This is a genomic window from Qipengyuania sp. L-5Y (assembly GCF_056859455.1).
Map to the genome: position 1 here is coordinate 172,649 of NZ_JBSXOM010000031.1, position 18,743 is coordinate 191,391.

Here is an 18,743-nt window from a genome sequence, read left to right on the forward strand (position 1 = left end):
CTCACTGTGGTCCGTCAGTCAGACAGGCCCGCCTCGCCATCCGCACAAGGTCGAGCGCGATGCGGATATCGATCCCCTTTTCCTCTGCCTGAACCATGAACTCGACATCGCCGTCGTCATCGAAGATGCTTCGTTTGCGGTAGCGCAGGGGGCGCGTAGTCACATTCACGCCGATGCGCTCCATCGCCTGCGTCTTGTTGCACCAGAAGGCGTGCCAGCGGGGCTGGCGCCGCGCCGACGGCATGCCGGTGTAGAAGCGCACCGCTCCGGGCACGAAACCCGCGACTTCGCAGATCTCGCGATGGAGCGTGAACGGATCGAAATTGGGTGTGCGATAGCCGAACAGACGCTTCGCCTGCATGAAAAGGTTCTGTCCGTCGATAAAGCCCACCGCGACCGGGTTCTCTTCCTTGTCGATCAAGGTTTCGCACCATCGCTGGCATCGTCGTCCGGGGCACCGCGCTTCCCGTCGTCCTCCCCGATGCGATCATCATCATCGGTGCCATTATGGGGACCGTCATCGTCCGGCATGGCGAAGGGGTCAGGGATGTCTTCCGGGGGCGTGAATTCTGGGCCTGACAGGTCGAATTTGGCGTCCAGCACCTCGCTTGCGGAAGGCTGTCGCCCCAGCGCCGCTTCGGCCTTCTCGCGAGCCCGTTGCCGCTTCAGCTCAGCCAGGCTTCCACGTTTCGCGGGCTGGGTGGGCGCCCTCGTCTCCCGCCGGTCCTGCGGGGTCTTGCTGTAGAACAGGTTATCGTCGAACTGGCTCACGAATGCGGGGTCTTCGAGATAGTTGGGCTTGCGCGCGATGACTGGCTTGTCCCCTGCTATTGCAAGAACCATTTCAGGAAATTCGAGATCCTGAAGGACGCGCCAATCCTCGTAACCTGTCAGCTCGGCACCATCGCGGGCGACGCGCGCATTGGCGAACCCGAAGGCCTGCAACACCTCGCAGTTGTTGATCATAGTCTTCCAATCGTGCGGGTACAGCATTTGCAGCTGGCTGAGATCCTGCCAGAAGCTCCAGGTTCTCAAGCCATACCCCCGAAGCAGCGTGATCGCCTGACGAAGTTGCTTGAGCGGGCCGAGTTGCGCGGCTTCATCGAGGATGAACAATGTCGGCAATTCGGGACGCCGCGAGCGCTGGGTTATGGCCGCCATCATGACTCCGATCCATAGGCGGAGGAGTTTGCCGTGGCTTTCGAGCTTTTCGGGCGGAACCACAACATAGATGGAAATTGGATCGCCACGAGTGATCGCCTGAAGATCAATCGTCGAGCGGCCAAGCGTAGCTTGCGCCCCGGCGCTACGCAGGAAATCGGTGTGCGATTGCGCGGTCGACAAGATCGAGGCCCAAACCTTTGCCTCGGCGGTCGATTTGATTGAACCGCCCTGCCGGACAGCGGGAAGCGGGCTCTTTAGGATCTCCTTGAAAGTGAAGTCCATATCTTCGTTTGTCTGATTGAGCAGGTAGTGCATCTCTTGCAGGTTGCGCAGAACAGGCGGCCTTCCGGAGGCCACGAAGAGTAGCATGGTCGTAATGAGTGAATAAGCTCGGCTGTCCCAAAACGGGTCCTGCGTGTGCTGCTTGGTCACTATCAGCTCGGCAAGTTGCGCGGCACTGTCGACCGCCTCTGGAGAGCGGTGATCGATCAGGTCGAGCGGATTAAGCGCCCCTGTTTCTTCTCCCGTCACTCCAAAGGGATCGAGCAAGAGCACTTTCTGCCCCAGCTCGCGGCGACGACGTGCGGTGACCTGATAGTTCTCGCCTTTGGGGTCGATGACGATGGCCGGTCCGGGATATCTTAAAAGAGCAGGAATGATACAGCCCACGCCTTTGCCCGCTCCGGTCCGAGCGAGCGTGATCAGATGACCGTCTCCAGTATGCAAGACCGGTTCGAGCATGTCATCGTCGCGATCTTCGTCCTCGATCGCCTCACCAAACTGAAAACCCATAACCGGACGATGTTTATCCGCCTCGAGCGAATAGCCGATCAGCAGGCCATCAGGTGAGAGTTTGGTGGGGAGTTTAGCGTCATCGCGCATTGTAGATGTCTACTTCCCTCATCCCCGCAAGAAAGACCTCGCCCCATGACCGCTTTTGTCGGCAGCGGTGCGGTCGGACTGATCCTCAGTTGATGTGCTAAGCGCCCAGATCGGAGAGTAAAGAAAATAAAAGCGTGTGCTACCAGCATCTTCCCGTTCTTGCACGTCTCGCAAGCGGGCGAGGGATTTCAGGCTTGGGGATCCTAGCGCCACTCTACAAATTGAATTAATCTCCGACCCTGTGCTCGAAAAGGCCACAGCCCGCTGGATCGTTGTCGTTTGCCAAACCAAACAACGCGGGACCAAATTGCGAGCAAGTAGCTTTCATTGCTGTTTGCCGGAATGACGCCGGGGATGTCTGTTTTCAGGAGGCGATATCTGGGACGTCTACGTCTGGAATGGGGGCGCAAAGCTGCCGGTGTCAGCTGCGAAACACCGCTCGCCGAACGACCTAATCTAGCTTCGATAGTAGCCGACCTGCTGCGCCAGCTTCGGCAGCAAGATTGCGGTTGTATGCTAGCGGCATCTTTGGCGACTTCCACCGCAGCGCATCCATGATCCCGGCGAGCGTTTCGCCGATCGCGAACAGATCTTGGTTCAACCCGACCCGCGTCGAATGCGCACTGAATCCTGCGACCAATTTCCTCGCCTGTTCTTTGTCGAGATCGCCGAACGCGCCCGCATCGATTGCGCTAGCGATCATGCCACGCACGATTGGCGTGACCGAGCCGGGGTGCAGTGCCTTCTCGCCCACATTGTATTCGGTCCGCGCCGCAACCGCTGCCTTCGCCGCGAACTTGCGCGGATCCCAGATCGCGCGCCCTGAGATTGTATTTGGATCGATTCGCCTGCGCGCTGGCCGATCGGCGTAGCGCCGCACAATCACGCGCCGGAACACCGGACCCTCGCTGATGTCGGCGGCATGCAGCCAAGCTTGGAGCGCCTGTACGCTGCGCGGCGAGAGGTAGGCGGTCGAGCCTTCACCCTCATGGTCGCCCTTGTGCCGCCCGATCCGCAGTAGACGTGCATCGGGATCGAGCGCCTCGACGATATCCTCGACTGCGACGGCGACCAACTCGCTCGCGCGCAGGCCGGTATCGTAGGCGACCGAGAGCAGCGCGCGATTGCGCAGCCCGGGGTGTATTATCGCAGGCCCCGAGGATCGCGCGGATATGGATGCCGCGCGGTGTGGCCTGCACCGGATCTTTGACCGCGCCGCGAAATCGCAGCGGCCGCGCCTGCTATTGCCGTGAGCCGACATTGCGGCGATGCGCCGCGATCGCGAGCCGGCAGATCTCGTGCTTGGTGGGATCGTCGAGGTCGAGCAGCCGGTGCGTCTTGGCGATCGATGCTTTGTACCGCACCAGCGAGGCGGGCGCGGCACCCTCGCTCGCCCGATGCTTCAGCCAGTCCGCGACCATCCCGGGCGTTGCCGGAAACGCGCGAGCGTCGCTGCGGCGGCACCACAGGTCGAACGCCTCGACATCCTGCCGCAGCGCGCGGATCGAATTCGGCGAGGCCGCATCGACGTAAGCGGCGAGCAGTTCGCGATCGACGGCGACATTCGGCGCGCGTAGCGCGAGCGCGAGGTCGGTTTCGAGCGCGGCGAGAGCGCTACCGGGCAACGCGGAGGGGGGCGAGATATCGGACATGCCGGCATAAAACTAACTCAAACAGCACACCCCGCAACATGTGATAAGTACTCTTTATCACATGTCCACTTGCGAACCGTATGGGCAAGGGAAAGCAACATCGCTTTTTGCTTTCCTGCGGAATCCATACGCGCCTAGAATCGTTGGATATTCGACGACGTGGATATGGAACGGCAAGACCCTCTTCTGGCCCTCGGACGACTCGATGGACGCCTCGCCCATAGCCCTGCGCGGATCGCCTGGACCATACATGCGCGGTTCGAGGGCGCCGCCATATCCGCCTGCAACGCCGGCGTGCCGATCGACGCGAACCACCTCGAAGCCTGGGTCGCCGGTTCGGGGCTACCGCCGCGTAGCGGTGACGGGCGCAACGATCCATTCAGCGTCGTCGCGATCGTCCATTATTTCCTTGAGAGTCTCGAACCCGACCGTGGCCCACATGCCCGGCAAGTCCGCCGTCTGCTCGGTTCGCTAATCGATCCGGAGCGCGAAGCGTCGATCTGGGCGAATGCCGATCTCGTGCACTACGGCCCGCTGTGGCGGGCGCTGCGACGGATGGCGGAGGAGTCTGGTCTCGAGCCGTCGCTAGCATCAATCGGCGCGCGCATGAACGAGATGGGCCGACTGATCGACAAGTCCGACGATCACACCCGCTTGGTCGCCTGGCTGTCGGACGGGCGCGAGATCTCTTTCGACCACGACCATCCCAAGGCCTGGCTCGCCTACCTCTTGGTCCCGACCATGTTGCGGCGGTCAGGACTGTCGGCGCATACGCTTCCCTCGCTCGTGCCGCGGCAGAAGTTCTTGTGCGGCTCGGCGAAGGAATGGACCGCGGCGGTCGCGGACTGCATCGCCGAACAAGCGCCCGCCGCCTATCGGTCGCTTTGTCGGATGGAGCGGGATTTGGGCGATCTGCGCACGCGCTTCCAGCGAACCAAACGCAGTCGGCTCGCCGAAGCGGCCGAGTTGCGCATGGCGCTGCCGTCGCTCACCCGTCGCAAGCTGGCGATCGCGGTCGATGTCACACCCACTGGTGCCGCATATTTGATCCGGCAGCTCGAACGCTAGAAGAGCGCGCGCGCTTTCATCGCAAGCTGCGAGGGGGGCTTTCTTTCCATGCCCGATTGGCTATCACTCTCACGAACCTTTCGCCTGCCCGACTGCATCGCCCACGCGGCTCCGCGGTCGGCGGGATTGTTGTACACAATCGAACGGTTCTGATCCCATGAAACCACATGCATGTTTCCGCATTTCGGTGGACGAGCTCGCGCAAGATCTCGGCCACTACATCAAGTTGGCGAAAACGCGGACATTCGAAATATTCGACAGGGGCGAGGTCGAGGTGATGTTGGTCCGCATCTCTGCCATTACCGAGTGGGACGATCAGCTGCAGAAGAGCGTTCGGACCGACATGATGACGGCGGAAGAGTGGGAATCATTCGCTAAGCCACCCGAGGATCTGAGCCATCTGCCGGACAGCTATGACGATTGGCCCGACGAGGTCCAATAAAACGCTGGGTCGGCCGAGCCAGCGATCCTGCTGATCGGCCGACCCTCTCAATTGCCGCTTCGGCCGACGACCGAACTAGCGCACCGCAACGGCTCTCTATTCGGGGCTTGCTGGTGATGGGGCTCGGATAAAAGGATCCGCGACATCGCGAAAGAACACCTTGGTCACATGTCTTCCAGAGCCTTCGGCCAAGCTGCGCGCAACATGGGGTAATTCCTGGAGGGCGCGTGGGACGTCATCGAGGGGAATAGGTCGTTCCGATTCCGGCGGATCGATCCTGACGACATTCGGCTTACCAATCAGCAGATAGCATTGCCCGAGCGCGTTAAGCGATTGCGCGCGTGCAGCGGCGGTGAATGCCCGCAACACCGCCCAATGCCGAGCCCCGCCATTGCGCACTGCGTCCGGCACCGTGAAGGTACCATCGCCGGTCCCGATGCTCAGAACCCGAATATTCTCTCTGGGCACGTCGTAGCAGGCCAGGACATCAATCACGGCGTTCATAACCGGATTGTTCGCCCAAACCCCGCCGTCGATCATGACGTAGCCGTCATCCTCTACGCCGGGATAGTAGGAGGGCGCCGCAGTAGTATGGAGGGCCACGTGCGCGAACTTGCGGTGGCGATCCTTCTGATAATCCGGATGATGCGGCGTTTTGTAGAGAAATGGTTCGCCGTGCCGCCCTTCGAAGCTCGGGACTACCAGCCTGATGCCTGCGTCATCGATGAGCTTATCACCGAACACCTTGAGCAATTCAGTTTTCAGGACTGTGGGGTCGTGCTTGGGACGCCAAATCCAGCGGAGCATCCTTCTCCAACTGCGCCAGCCCGAGAGCGTCGGGAAGATTCGTTCACCGCGCTCGACGTAGACTTGAAGTGCTTGGGCCGCGCTCATGCCGCTGGCTAGAGCAAGGGCTATGATGCCGCCAGTGGACGTTCCTGCCACCATATCGAAATGGCGACCGACCGGCTTACCACCCAAGAACCGCCGTTCGAGCTCGGCGAGGTAGGCAGCAGGGAATACGCCCCGGATCCCCCCTCCGTCGATCGAAAGGATACGAAAGAGGCGGTCCTTCGGCCAAGGCTGCTTGAGCCGCGTATGCTCTATCGTCCCTTCCGACCTGCGAGGTGGGACGTACATCAGGCCACATCCAGATCGGGAACCGCGCTGCCGTGCCGTCCGCCTCCGGTCCAGCGTCCGGTCATCAGCCACATCTCGTAACAGGCGATCCAGTCGAATGCCCACGGTACCGTCGTTTCGGAAAGAGCCATCGCCGGACCCCACTGATCGAGCGCCGGATCGAAGAGACAAAGAGTAGGATCATCCGCAGGCGGATAAACGTGCGGGAGCTGGCCTTCGACATTGTCGGGAAGGCGAACCAAAGCCGGTTTGAGCACGCGCACGTCAGGAAAACTGCCCAGCCGGTAGCGAAACTCCAATGTGAACCGCGCAAATTGCGGACGTACTTCACCGACCCAGCGCGCCGATTGAGTCGTCCGGTCAAGAGCGCGGACAGCGAACATGGGCCATGCCGCCTTCATGCGATCACGTTGCTCGTCAATGGTGAGCACACGATCATTCATCAGATCAGCGTGCCGTAGAAGTGGTGCGGCTTGGCGCTAGCGATGGCAGGACTGGCGACCGCAGCCGTGACCCCCGCTGTCGGCAGAAGCAAACCCCCTTTCCTGGTATAACGCTGCTCGGCCGCCTGGACGCCGCCACCAATCTCGTCGGCCATCCGATCCGCTGCCTTGGTCACCACCCGATCGCCAAATCGGTCTCGCAGCCATTCCATAAGTCGATCGGCGAAAAGGTCGCCGCGCTTAACGGATTCCAGTCCGGCGACGAGTTCCTTGAGATGTCCTGCGAACTCATCCTGTTGTGCGATGGTGGCGGGCCAACGATCCGTAAAGACGTCGTCTTCGCAGACCGGATTCGAAACATGGAGCTTGCGAGAGTAGCGACTCGCGTCTTCGATCTCGCCGATGATCCACTTGGCTTGGCGGATGAGCATGTCCGACAGGGTCATGTCGGGCTTAGCGGCCATGCCAGCGTAATAGGAAAGCATCACCGACGGCGGTATGCGGCCATCATAGTTGGCGTAGCGGATATTGCGGAACCGCTTCAGCAACTGCAGCGCCAGTGTCGCTGTATTCTTGACGATGAAATCGCATTGATCGGGAACCTCGTCGACCTCGGCATCGGCCTGCACCGCGTTCTTCTCGAGACGAAGCCAGTGCTCGTGCATCGCCTTCGCCATGCGAAGTTCTAGCGGCGTGCGAGCGCAGTACCACTGCGCGAAGCCGAAGGCATTCATGTCGACGAAGCGGTCGTCGGCAGACATCCGAGGGCCTTTGGCATGGGTGATCAAGCTCTCTCGATCTAGGGCGCCGTAGACCCGCAACGCCGGAGTGACATCGAGATGCATCCGGTCGGCGTAGTAAAGCGTGACGCAACGCGTCTGGCGCACCACTTTCTGCACGGGGTAATCAGAAAGAGCTCGTTCGAGTTCGAGCAAAATGGACAGCGGATCCATGGTCCGGAAACGACCGCCGAGTTGGGAGATGATATCGAGGTCGTACTCGTCATCAGTCCCGCGGTTCGAGATTGTCGCGTCGATCGCCATCGAACCTTGCGGATAGAAGTGCTCTATATGACCCTCAAACCCGGGGTCCGCTTCCAGATGCTTGCGAACGGCCCCATAGCGACCTCCCGCTTGCCGATGGAGCGAGGGCGGAAGTTGAGCGCTCAGGGCGATTTCCGCTAGAATGCGATCGAGCGGATCGTCGAAGGGGTTGCGTCCTTGCAGCTGGACTGGTGCGTTCACTGAAACCTCCGGGTTGTAGCAATCCATGTTCTCGTCGCAGATACGCTATGTATCGCTACTCCGAACATAGCTAGGTGTCTTGCTATTCGGTGTCAAGGGCTGTAGTGTTATGCTACTCCGAACAGCCCAAGGATCCAGCATGGCAATCAAGTTCGGCGACCGGATCAAGGAGCGCCGGCTCGCCCTCGACCTGACGCTTGACGAGCTCGCGCAGGCTACATCATCATCGAAAAGTTACATCTGGGAACTGGAAAACAAGAATCCGCCCCGCCCATCGGCAGAGAAATTGGCCGTCATTGCCCAAGCGCTAGGAGTCACGGTGGATTACCTGCTTGGGAGCGACGAGCAGACACTCCAGACGGCAGAGGACAAGGCCTTTTTCCGATCTTATAGCGGACTGCCTCCCGAAACCCGCCGACAGCTGCGGGATATGGCCAAAATTCTCGGAGCGAAGAAAAACACATGAAGAGCGCGGCCCCGGCGCGTCCTCATAAAGAAGCGGCGCGGATCACGAAGATGCTCGACGCCGTCCTGGGCGAGGATAGGTTCGATCGCGCTCCCGTGGATGTCGCTGAGCTCGCGATGGAGTACTCTCGAAACGTCGCGCCGGACGGCCCCATTCATTGTGTAGAAGAGGCCGATATCGCGGGATGCGTCGGTGCGCTTGTTTGTAGCGACAGTGCCCCCCGTCAGTGGGCCATCATGTATAATCGCGGACAATCGGAAGGCAGGCGCGCCTTTACCATTGGGCACGAATTTGGTCATTTTGTGCTTCACCGAACTGCGATTGAGAACGATCCGGAATTCGATCATGCGATTTACTGCGATGAAGAAGCGGTCGTTCAACGCGGTGGTAGCGGCATAGAAGAGGAAGCGGATATCTTTGCAGCGGACATTCTGATGCCATTGCACGATTTCCGGTTACAGATGCCTGCAAGGGCGCAACCGAATTTTGCGGCTCTGAGCGAACTAGCCCAGCGTTATGGAGTCTCTCTAACCGCCGTTATCCTGCGTTGGCTCGAATACACCGAGACCCGTGCGATGCTCGTGGTCTCGAACGAAGGTTTCGCGCATTGGGCGAAATCGAGCAAGGCGGCATTCCGTTCGGGGCGCTTCCTGCGCACGAAGAACGAGGTTTGTCAGTTGCCTGCGCTGGCCACTGCGGTGACGCGCTCGTTTTCCGAGGAAGCGAAGGTTGGTATTCCACAGGAGAGCGGAACCTGGTTTCCTGAGCCGGTCGTCGAGATGTGCCTGCGTTCGGATCGTTACGATCAGGAACTTACGCTGCTGCATTTCGAGCGGCAGTCCGTCTGGCAAAATGACGAAGAACCAATTGAAGATACCTTCGACAGGTTCGCGGCGCAGTGATCCCTAGCGAACCGATCAGGCTGACTGGATGGCGCGAGATGCTACGTTTTGATCGTAGCGTAGAGGCGGTCCATCTCGGCGTCGAACCGTTGCCAAAGAGCTTCTCCTTCAGTGCCCAGCGACTTCGAGGCTTCCCGAAAACCATTTTCCTCATGGATCGCCGCGAGTTCGTCGGCCCAGGGAAACACTGTCTCGGCCTCGAGGCGCGCCAACGTCGCGGTCAAACGCTCTCGCACTCGCGTGGCGACAGCTGGCGGCACCGCTTCGCGTGCGCGCGGAGCGTCCTCGAACATGTCTGCCTGTGCGTGTGCCATCCCCATCTTCTACGCTTTCGCTCTGCGCTGTGCAATGAAAGCGCAATGACTGTGAGAGCTTATGCCCAATAGCTGGCGCCAAATCCGGCTACCCGAGATCGTTTCGGCCATGGCCTCGCGCCCGCGCCATGAAGCGCTACGCGGCCTCATCACCGAGCTGCTTCGCGACGGGTTCGACGCGCGCTTCGCCGAACTCGAGCACGAACGCTACCTGATTGACAATCGCGGCCGTGTAGACGTCGCCTGGGGTGTCACCGTAATCGAGTTGAAGTCCGACCTGCGCAACGAGGAGCGCGACGTCCTCGCGCGGATGCCGGCCTATCTGGAGGATGCGGCGAGCCGCAGCGGGTCAGATCACGCGCCGGTCGGGCTCGCGACCGACGGCGCCGACATTCTCGCCTACACGCTCGAAGACGGCGCTTTTCTTCCGCTCGGCCGCTACAAAGTCGATCCGGAACACCCCGAGCGGCTGCTGGGCTGGCTCGAACCGCTGATTGCGCCACAGCCGGATGTCCGGCCGACGCCGATGGCGATCACGCTCGCCTTCGGCCGTCATAGCCTAGCTTTTGGGCGCGCGCGCAACCGTTTGGCGGCACTGTGGGAGGAGCTGTCTGACCACCCGGAAGTACGCCTCAAGCGCGATCTGTGGGACGGTCTCTTGCGCCAAGTTTACGGCGACGACGTAGGCAGCGACGCGCTGTTCCTCCAGCACACCTATCTGACCATACTAGTTAAGGCGATCGCCGCGCGCGTCCTCGACCTGCCCGTGGACGATGCGCCTGCCGTGCTGTCGGGCCGGTTGCTGGCAGACGAGGGCATCGTCGGCGCGGTGGAAGCGGACTTCTTCGACTGGCCGTTGCTCGCGGAGGGCGGCGCCGACCTCGTTCGCTCGCTCGCCTCGGAGACCGTCCGCTTCCGGCTTCGCGACGTCGAGATCGACGTGCTCAAGAGCCTCTACGAGAGCCTGATCGATCCCGACGAGCGCCATGATCTCGGCGAGTACTACACCCCGGACTGGCTCGCGGCGCGCGTCGTCCGGGCCGCCGTCGACGACCCGCTAGCCGAACGTGTCCTAGACCCTTCCTGCGGCTCGGGGACCTTCCTGTTCCAAGCCCTTCGGCATCTCGTCACGACCGCTCGGACCGCCGACATGGCTCCCGCCGACATCGTCGCGGCGGCAGCCGACAAGGTGTTCGGGCTCGACGTCCATCCGGTCGCGGTCACCCTAGCGCGGGTAACCTGGCTGCTCGCGCTCGGCGAGCTCCTCGAACATCGCCCGGCCTCGCTCAGCGTTCCGGTGTTCATGGGTGACGCGATGCAGTGGAACCTGCGGCCGCTCGGGCGCTCGACGGAAGTTCTGGTCGAGGTGCCCGACGGACCGCCGCTGCGTATTCCCGCCGGCGTCGCCAGCGACCAATATCTGTTCGAGGCGGCGCTCGACGAGCTAAATCGCGGGCTGCAGGCGCTCGCCGAGCCCGACCAGGTCGGGCAGGCCATCGCCCGCGCCGGAGCGGACGACGCCGACGCGGCGCTGCTGGCGGAGACGTTCGCGCAATTGAAGGATCTCTATGTCAGCGGACGCAACGGCATCTGGACCTTCGTGCTCCGTAACCTCCTGCGACCTGTCTGGCTATCGCATCCGAACAACCGAGCGAACGTTCTGATCGGGAATCCGCCGTGGATCGTCTACCGCCACCTCAGCGCGGCGATGAAGGACCGGCTGCGTGACGCGCTCGCGAGCTACAACCTTTGGGTCGGCGGCAGTCTCGCGACGCATCAGGACATGTGCGCGCTATTTTGGGCGCGCGGTGCCGAGCGCTATCTCGCCGATGACGGTCGGATCGCGATGGTGCTTCCCTATGCGCTGACCAACGCACCGGTATTCGCTGCCATTCGGAATGGAAGCCTCGCCAACGTCAGGGTAGCAGTTACCGGGGGATGGGGCCTCGAACGCGTTTGGCCGATCTTTGGTGCTCAGTCGGGCTCGAGCACGACGAGCACCTGCGTGCTGTTCGGCACGCGCGACAGTGACGCGGCCATGCCGATTGAGATCGATCGCTGGGTCGGCGTCCTTCCTCGCCGGGACGCCAGCGAGGCAGAAGCCGACGCCGTACTCGTGCATTCGCGGACAAACTGGCCCCGTGCGCGAACCCTCCTCGCCGCTTCGCCGTATCGCCAGCGCTTCCGGCAAGGTGCGACGTTGACGCCGCGTCGGTTCTTCCTGGCCGAGCCGGTCGAGGGCGGACGCCTGCGCAGCCGCAGGGATGCACCGCGCCTGCGTGGTCGGATTGGCAATCTGGATCGCGCGCCTTGGAACACCCTCGATCCCCCGGAGGGTCCGGTCGAGCGTCAATTTGTGCGAACTGTCGCTCTAGGGGAGACCGTCGCACCGTATCGGACGCTTTCCTTCGTCACCGCGGTCGTTCCACTCGGACCGAACGGCGTGCTTTCGTCAATTGAGGCCGACGCCGCCGGTCATCGGGGTCTGGCGGGATGGTTGAGGGACGCAGAAAACAAGTGGAACGAACACAGCAACAAGAACGTCGACGGCTCACCGCGAATGACGCTGGAGCAACGCAGCGACGCGATGGGCGGTCTGAGGTCGCAAGGCGAACTCGCTGGTATCCGCATTCTTTATACAAAGGCGGGCACCCGATTGAGTGCGTGCTGGATCGAGAATAACGAAGCCGTGGTCGATCACAAAGCGTATTGGGCAGCCGCGAGAAGTCTCGATGAAGCAGCCTACGTGACCGCGGTCCTGAACAGCGCTCTTGTCCTCGAGCGGGTCAAGGATCTGCAGCCCGTCGGACAACGCGATCCCCGCGACTTCGACAATCTGGTCTGGACCCTGCCGATCCCGGAATACGACGCTGAAGACAACATTCATCGCGAGCTTGCCGACGCTGCCTTACATGCAGCGGAGGTCGCGGCGCGCGTAAATTTGCCCGAGGAAGCCTATTTCACGACGAAACGCGCGTTCGTCCGGATGGCCCTGAATGAGGATGGAGTGGCCGAGACCGTCGAACGGCTCGTCGATGCGCTTTTGCCGGGCTGACTGCAATCCAAAAGCAAATCGCGAAGGGAGCTCCTCTGTCAGTCGCCGCTCTCACTGCGACGTCGGACTAGGAAATCATCGACGGAACTGCCGGGTTTCTTACCGGTGTACATCTGGGCAAGCGCTTGTGCAGGAGCGACCGATTGGGCCAGAGTTCGTAGCACGACACCATCGTCGGTTTGGCTGAGATAGACCGTTCCGCCCACGGACAGACCGGGGCGGTCGCGGACTTCGGCGGGAAGGGTCATCCGTCCATTCGGAGTGATGTCGATCCGTATTGCCATGCCGGCCTGCTAACCTCTTCGGGTCCGGCAGCCATTGCCGATCTCCGCGAAGAGCTTTTATAACGTCGAAAGGATATCCATGAAGTCGCAATTCCAGCGATCGGCAAAAAATTGTCGATCGAAACGCGCGCTACGAGTAAGTTGCTGAGTTAGCAAAGCTTTGAGCCATCTCCTTAGCCACAAGAGATAAGAATCTCAGGCTTTCTGACACGGAATCTTTTTTCCATGGCTTTTGGCAACGCGCACGGCGACTGACGCAAGATCGGTCGAATGATGCGGCACGCGCAATGGCAGCTTTTGCGAATAAACGCTGAGTTGCTTAACGTCCGATAATGGGGCGCAAAGCGGACTTGAGAACTATCGCATTTAGTTGTCAGGCCACCTTTGCACCGACCAAACGCTCGATGCTTTCGACCGTGATCAGAGTTCGTCTGCCGACTTTTTTCCTGACCAGCGTGCCATCTCGCATAAGCTTGTCGATTGTCGTCCGACCCAACCCAGTCGCCTGTTCAGTCTGAGCGACCGACGCGGTAAGGTCCCCAGGCCTGATCGGTTGCACGTCTTCCTTCTTTGGCTCGGAAGCTTCAATGCATGGAACGATGTTTTTCGTCGTAGCGCGCGCATCGCAGCCGCTAGCTTGCTCTGACGCACCGGCAGGTAAACCCACGCAATACCTATCAAGAACTTTGACGAGCGCAGCTTCGGAAAAGCTGATTCCGGTTATGAGGACTGACGGCGCGCCTCCCTGCAGAGGCGAGCCTTCTAGCCGAACCGTTCCACCGTTTAGGGCGGCTTGAATCTTATCCGATGCTACAATCCTCTCCCAATCTTGAGCCGGAATCTGAGCATCGCGCACTACCTTGGTCGGACCCCCAGCGGGTCTTATTTCTCGCACGAGAGCATAGGTTTTGATCAGACCGGCCGCGGCGAAATCGGCTAACAAATCATCAGCTTTTTCGAGATTTCTGGACTTAACGAGCTCAATGGCCTTGGCCGGAAGGACTGGTTGATGGGCTGACATGCTTTCTCTCGAGTTTGACGGGGCATGTTTGTCAGCCAATCGTGAAAATGCGGTAACCCTCTGGTTCGCTGCGGCTATGCAGGTCGATCGATCCGGCAATTGCTTGAAGTCTCATCGCGCCGAGGTCCCCGCCGATGTTCGCGGATGTCCACCCAAGTTTTTCATGTTTTTTTCATGGAAACGCTGCCCATCTCTTCTAAGTCATTGAAAAGATGGTGGGCGCGGCAAGGATTGAACTTGCGACCCCACCCGTGTGAAGGGTGTGCTCTACCACTGAGCTACGCGCCCGCCCGGAAGAGCGGCTTTAATGGTCGCCGCAGGGCAGGGGCGCGCCTTTAGTGTGCGAATCGATGTGTGGCAAGCCGCCCCTTAGCCGGTCACGGATGCCAGGATCCGCGCAAGCCAGGTTTTCGAGATGGTCGACCGGGGTTGGGTTGCCTTGCTCGGAGGGCACGCCAGACAATAGGCCTGTGCGCCGCGCGCGCCCAGCAGACGATCCCCGTCAGCGGCAATCTGCGAAACGATTGCCGTCTGACCGCGCGCCATGCGGGCGAATACATCACCGCCCATATCGGCATCCTCGCTACCGCCGACTAGCATCTGGCGCAGCAGAGTGTCGTAGGTTGAAGGCTGTGTTCCTAGATATTGCACGTGCCAGTCGTCACCGAGCTTGGCCTGGGCGGCAGTCCAGGCGAGGGCTTCTTCCATACCGCCGTATTCATCCACGAGGCGCAACTGGCGTGCCGTGCCGCCGTCCCAGACACGGCCCTGGCCTACCGCATCGACCTGGTCGCGCGTCATGCCGCGTGCGGCGCCGACGCGGCTGAGAAAGTCTTCGTATCCGTTTTCGATGAAGGCCTGCATCATGGCGTCAGCCTCGGGCGTGAACCCGCCGATGAAGTCAGGCTGGCCCGACAGGGGCGTGGTGCGCACGCCATCGGTCGTCACGCCGATCATGGCAGCGGTTTCTTCGAATGTGGGTACGACCGCAAAAATGCCAATCGAGCCGGTGATGGTTTCGGGTTCTGCAAAGATGCGATCGGCAGGTGTCGATACCCAGTAGCCACCGCTGGCCGCAACATTGGCCATAGACACCGCAACTGGGATCTTGCGCGCCTTCTGACGCAGGATCGCTTCGCGTATGACTTCGCTAGCGAGCACCGACCCCCCGGGGGAATCCACGCGCACGACCAGCCCGGCGAGATCGTCGTCGAGCGCTTCGTCAAGAAGGGCTGCGATCCTGTCGCCGCCGGCCACGCCGGGACCTGCATCGCCATCAACGATTTCCCCGGCCACGGTGATCACACCGATCGGCTTGCCCTTGGTCGGCAGGGGGTTGTCCGATAGCCACGTCGCAAGCGTGGTGTGGGGATAGGCATTGGGTCCTACCCCCCATTCGTCGTCACCGACCAGTTCGACGACGCGTTTTTCAAAGTCCGAGCGACTTCCCAGCTTGTCCACCAATCCCGCTTGCAGCGCTGCCGTCGCGAGGTCGCCGCGAGCTGCAGTCACCCATTCGACTGGCTGGGTCGTGACCCGTTCGATGTCGGCGCCGGGACGCGCCTTCTTCATATTGGCGCGGTATTCTTCCCATAGCGTAGCATAGAGCGCGCGGGCATTTTCACGGGCCGGTTCGGACATGCCGGTGCTGTTGTACGGTTCGACTGCGCTCTTGTATTCGCCGACCTTGTAGACCCGCGCATTGACCTTCAGCTTGTCGAGAAGGCCAGCGTAATAGAGCCGTTCGCCGCCAGGACCTGCGACCACCGCGCCGCCCAGCGGATTGACCCAGACTTCGCTTGCATGGGCCGCGAGCAGCATCGAATCGTCCGTATAGGCTGTTGCATAAGTAAGGACCGGCTTCTGCGCCGCCCGCACACGGTCGAGCGCCTCGCCGACTTCCTGCAGGTGCACCTGCCCGCCGCCGACGAAACGGTCGAGATCAAGCACTACAGCATCGATTCGGTCATCCTCGGCCGCCTTGTCCAGAGCGTGGACCAGGTCGCGGGCCTGATATTCGCCCATCGGTGCCTGTCCGGAAAGGAGCGCGGCGAACGGATCGACTTCGGTACGTTCTTCCACGATGGCGCCGTCGAGTGCGAGAAGAAGTGCCCCGTCACGAACAGAGGCCGGGCTCGGCCGGGCGGTGAGGACGGCGAAGAGCGCAGAAAAGAACAACAGCATGAACACGAGCACGAGCCCGTCCTTTATGCCTACCAGTAGGCGCCACACTTTTCCGGCAAATCGCATCCATGAATCTCCTGTTGTCGGGGGATTAGGGAACCCTGCCGTGCATTGCCACTGGAAAGCGCTTGAGCGGGCGATAGGCCTCGACTAAGGGCGTGGTCTCAATGACATCGACGCCAAACTCGCCGCACGCGGCCCGCTATCCAGCGGGCGCGCTCGCATTTCCGCACCGGGACCTTATCGGTGTCGGCCAGCTGGAACGGCACGAAATCCTGTTCCTGCTCGACGAGGCGGAGCAGTGGGTGAGATTGAACCGTCAGGCATCCAAGCACGAAAATCTGCTGTCCGGCCTGACCGTAATCAACGCCTTCTTCGAGAACTCGACCCGCACCCTGCTAAGCTTTGAAATCGCGGGCAAACGTCTTGGCGCGGACGTCGTCAACATGCACGCTGCGCAATCGAGCGTGAAGAAGGGCGAAACGCTGATCGACACGGCGATAACGCTGAACGCCATGCATGCTGACGCCATCGTCATCCGGCATGGATCGAGCGGAGCGACGCAATTGATCGCCGATAAGGTCGACTGCCCGGTCCTCAATGCCGGTGACGGTCAACACGAACATCCAACACAGGCCTTGCTCGACGCGCTGGCCTTGAGGCACGCCCTGCGGGATCGGGGCGAAGCATCCGAAGATTTCACCGGATTGAGGATCGTCATTTGCGGTGATATTTTGCATAGCCGCGTGGCGCGTTCGAACCTGCTGTGCCTGCAGGCATTGGGAGCGAGCGTCCGCCTATGCGCACCCCCTGCACTGATGCCTGCGGGTATCGAGGCGATGGGCGCCGAGGTTTATCACGATTTTGATGCTGCACTGGACGGCGCGGACGTGGTCATGATGCTTCGACTTCAGACCGAGCGCATGAGTGGGCAGTTCATCCCTTCCGCCCGGGAATATCACCACCTTTACGGCCTGACCAAGAAACGCCTGGCGCAAGCGGCCGAAGATGCCCTGGTCATGCATCCGGGACCGATGAACCGGGGCGTGGAAATCGACAGCGAGGTAGCCGACATGATCGATCGCTCGATCATCACCAGACAGGTGGAAATGGGGGTTGCGATCCGCATGGCAGCGCTTGACGTGCTGACCCGCCGTTCACGCTGCGTCGATGGATGGGGAGCAGCAGCATGAGACAGCAGCGCCCGATTACCATTACTGGAGGAAAGCTGGTTACGCCCGATGGTGTGCGCGACGCCGCCATTCGGTTCGTCGATGGCAATATCGTCGGGATTGGGGTGGAAGCGCATGAGGGCGATCTGACTGTCGATGCGAGAGGGCAACTCGTTGCACCCGGCCTTGTCGATCTTGGCGTTTTCTCTATCGACAAGCCAGCGTTTCACTTCGGCGGGATCACGCGGGCCGCTCTGATGCCCGATCAGTCGCCGCCTTTGGATCTGCCAAGCCGGATTTCCTACATCGCGAAAAGCGGCAAACCCGATTTCTGGGTGCACCCGCTCGCAGCAGCTAGCAGGGGAATGGAAGGGCGAGAGATCGCCGAACTGGCACTGATGCGCGATGCCGGAGCGCGTGGTGTTGCGACTGGACGCCAGTGGATACCGGATTCGGGCGTTATGCTGCGACTGCTGCAATATGCGGCTATGCTGGACATGGTCGTCATCGCCCATGCCGAAGATGCGGCACTGGTTGGCGGCGCTGTCGCAACTGCTGGCGAGATCGCAACGCGGCGCGGTTTGCCAAGCGCCCCAGCAGCAGCGGAGTCCATCGCCTTGGCCCGCGATATTGCGCTGGCCGGGCTGGCCGATGCGCGAATTCATTTCCGACAGGTCACCACGCGCGATGGTCTGGAGATCGTGCGCGCAGCAAAGGCACGCGGGGCGAAGGTCACCTGCGGTATCACCCCCGCACATTTCATGTTGTCCGACCTTGCGACGGTCGACTTTAGAACTTTCGCACGGCTATCCCCTCCTTTGCGCAGCGAGGATGATCGGCATGCCGTGCGCGAGGCGATTGCCGATGGGACGATCGGTGTGATTGCCAGTGGCCATGACCCGCGCGGCCCGGAAGACAAGCGGCTGCCGTTTTCCGATGCGGAACCGGGCATGGCAGGGGCGGAAACATTGCTCGCCATGACTCTCTCGCTGGTGCGGGACGACGTTATCGACATGGGACGCGCTTTCGAACTGGTTGCCGCCACGCCGGCCGGTATCTTGGGCGTAGATGCCGGCGTCATCATGGAAGGGTACGAAGCCGACATCGTTCTGGTCGATCCGGATAAACCCTGGGTTATCCAGAGCGCTCGGATGGAAGCGACGGCAGGCAACACGCCTTTCGATGGTCGGCCAACGCAGGGGCGCGTAACCGCAATGTACAAGGGCGGTGTCGAAATAGATTGTTAAGACACGAAAGACCCCGCCCGGATCGCTCCGAGCGGGGTCCATCGAGGGTCTGGTTAGAAAGGG

Annotated in this window: 16 protein-coding genes, 1 tRNA gene and 1 pseudogene; 7 read left to right on the forward strand and 11 right to left on the reverse strand. The window is 61.1% G+C overall.

Annotated features, from left to right (window positions below; translation table 11 throughout):
- Position 1: 1 nt before the first annotated feature.
- From AC13F2_RS11725 to AC13F2_RS11735, 3 genes and pseudogenes are all read right to left on the reverse strand, one after another.
- Positions 2 to 421, reverse strand: a complete 420-nt coding sequence (locus AC13F2_RS11725; protein WP_230279129.1) for an NYN domain-containing protein — start codon at positions 419 to 421, stop codon at positions 2 to 4.
- Entirely contained in the window at positions 418 to 2,046 is a 1,629-nt protein-coding gene (locus tag AC13F2_RS11730) for a type IV secretory system conjugative DNA transfer family protein (RefSeq protein WP_230279128.1), read from the reverse strand. Before AC13F2_RS11730 ends, AC13F2_RS11725 begins: the two co-directional genes overlap by 4 nt.
- 451 nt (positions 2,047 to 2,497) lie before the next feature.
- Positions 2,498 to 3,698: pseudogene (locus AC13F2_RS11735) on the reverse strand (tyrosine-type recombinase/integrase).
- 165 nt (positions 3,699 to 3,863) lie between these two features.
- On the opposite strand from AC13F2_RS11735, the gene AC13F2_RS11740 reads away from it, so the two are divergent.
- Together AC13F2_RS11740 and AC13F2_RS11745 are read left to right on the forward strand one after the other, a co-directional pair.
- Positions 3,864 to 4,766: a hypothetical protein gene (locus AC13F2_RS11740; RefSeq protein ID WP_230279127.1), complete on the forward strand. Its 903-nt coding sequence runs from the start codon at positions 3,864 to 3,866 to the stop codon at positions 4,764 to 4,766.
- Positions 4,767 to 4,923: 157 nt separating this feature from the next.
- Positions 4,924 to 5,208 (forward strand): hypothetical protein, encoded by a 285-nt coding sequence (locus tag AC13F2_RS11745; RefSeq protein WP_230279126.1) that lies wholly within the window; start codon positions 4,924 to 4,926, stop codon positions 5,206 to 5,208.
- A 96-nt stretch (positions 5,209 to 5,304) separates the two neighbouring features.
- On the opposite strand, the gene AC13F2_RS11750 is transcribed toward AC13F2_RS11745, so the two are convergent.
- The 3 genes from AC13F2_RS11750 to AC13F2_RS11760 are packed head-to-tail and all read right to left on the reverse strand — an operon-like array spanning position 5,305 to position 8,062.
- Positions 5,305 to 6,348 carry a CBASS cGAMP-activated phospholipase gene (locus tag AC13F2_RS11750; protein WP_230279125.1) on the reverse strand — a complete coding sequence of 348 codons (1,044 nt, stop codon included), beginning with the start codon at positions 6,346 to 6,348 and terminating at the stop codon, positions 5,305 to 5,307.
- Positions 6,348 to 6,791: a type II CBASS E2 protein gene (locus AC13F2_RS11755; protein ID WP_230279124.1), complete on the reverse strand. Its 444-nt coding sequence runs from the start codon at positions 6,789 to 6,791 to the stop codon at positions 6,348 to 6,350. Before AC13F2_RS11755 ends, AC13F2_RS11750 begins: the two co-directional genes overlap by 1 nt.
- On the reverse strand, positions 6,791 to 8,062 hold the full coding sequence (locus AC13F2_RS11760; protein ID WP_482965306.1) for a nucleotidyltransferase domain-containing protein: 1,272 nt from the start codon (positions 8,060 to 8,062) through the stop codon (positions 6,791 to 6,793). The genes AC13F2_RS11755 and AC13F2_RS11760 overlap by 1 nt, the downstream gene beginning before the upstream one ends.
- A gap of 112 nt (positions 8,063 to 8,174) precedes the next feature.
- On the opposite strand from AC13F2_RS11760, the gene AC13F2_RS11765 reads away from it, so the two are divergent.
- Both AC13F2_RS11765 and AC13F2_RS11770 read left to right on the forward strand, forming a co-directional pair.
- Positions 8,175 to 8,501 carry a helix-turn-helix domain-containing protein gene (locus AC13F2_RS11765; RefSeq protein WP_230279122.1) on the forward strand — a complete coding sequence of 109 codons (327 nt, stop codon included), beginning with the start codon at positions 8,175 to 8,177 and terminating at the stop codon, positions 8,499 to 8,501.
- Entirely contained in the window at positions 8,498 to 9,403 is a 906-nt protein-coding gene (locus tag AC13F2_RS11770; RefSeq protein ID WP_230279121.1) for an ImmA/IrrE family metallo-endopeptidase, read from the forward strand. Before AC13F2_RS11765 ends, AC13F2_RS11770 begins: the two co-directional genes overlap by 4 nt.
- Positions 9,404 to 9,444: 41 nt before the next feature.
- On the opposite strand, the gene AC13F2_RS11775 is transcribed toward AC13F2_RS11770, so the two are convergent.
- A complete protein-coding gene (locus AC13F2_RS11775; protein ID WP_230279120.1) occupies positions 9,445 to 9,717 on the reverse strand; it encodes a hypothetical protein in 273 nt (90 codons plus the stop codon).
- A gap of 61 nt (positions 9,718 to 9,778) precedes the next feature.
- On the opposite strand from AC13F2_RS11775, the gene AC13F2_RS11780 reads away from it, so the two are divergent.
- Entirely contained in the window at positions 9,779 to 12,772 is a 2,994-nt protein-coding gene (locus AC13F2_RS11780) for an N-6 DNA methylase (protein WP_230279119.1), read from the forward strand.
- A gap of 38 nt (positions 12,773 to 12,810) precedes the next feature.
- Here the strand turns inward: AC13F2_RS11780 and AC13F2_RS11785 are convergent, their stop codons facing one another.
- From AC13F2_RS11785 to sppA, 4 genes are all read right to left on the reverse strand, one after another.
- Entirely contained in the window at positions 12,811 to 13,056 is a 246-nt protein-coding gene (locus AC13F2_RS11785; RefSeq protein WP_230279118.1) for an AbrB/MazE/SpoVT family DNA-binding domain-containing protein, read from the reverse strand.
- 373 nt (positions 13,057 to 13,429) lie between these two features.
- Entirely contained in the window at positions 13,430 to 14,077 is a 648-nt protein-coding gene (locus AC13F2_RS11790; protein ID WP_230279117.1) for a hypothetical protein, read from the reverse strand.
- Between the two features lie 213 nt (positions 14,078 to 14,290).
- Positions 14,291 to 14,365 (reverse strand) — tRNA-Val (locus AC13F2_RS11795).
- Positions 14,366 to 14,446: 81 nt separating this feature from the next.
- Positions 14,447 to 16,327 carry a signal peptide peptidase SppA gene (sppA, locus tag AC13F2_RS11800; RefSeq protein ID WP_482965307.1) on the reverse strand — a complete coding sequence of 627 codons (1,881 nt, stop codon included), beginning with the start codon at positions 16,325 to 16,327 and terminating at the stop codon, positions 14,447 to 14,449.
- Between the two features lie 101 nt (positions 16,328 to 16,428).
- On the opposite strand from sppA, the gene AC13F2_RS11805 reads away from it, so the two are divergent.
- Both AC13F2_RS11805 and AC13F2_RS11810 read left to right on the forward strand, forming a co-directional pair.
- Positions 16,429 to 17,454 carry an aspartate carbamoyltransferase catalytic subunit gene (locus AC13F2_RS11805; RefSeq protein ID WP_482965308.1) on the forward strand — a complete coding sequence of 342 codons (1,026 nt, stop codon included), beginning with the start codon at positions 16,429 to 16,431 and terminating at the stop codon, positions 17,452 to 17,454.
- Positions 17,451 to 18,680, forward strand: a complete 1,230-nt coding sequence (locus tag AC13F2_RS11810; protein WP_482965309.1) for a dihydroorotase — start codon at positions 17,451 to 17,453, stop codon at positions 18,678 to 18,680. Before AC13F2_RS11805 ends, AC13F2_RS11810 begins: the two co-directional genes overlap by 4 nt.
- Positions 18,681 to 18,743: the final 63 nt, after the last annotated feature.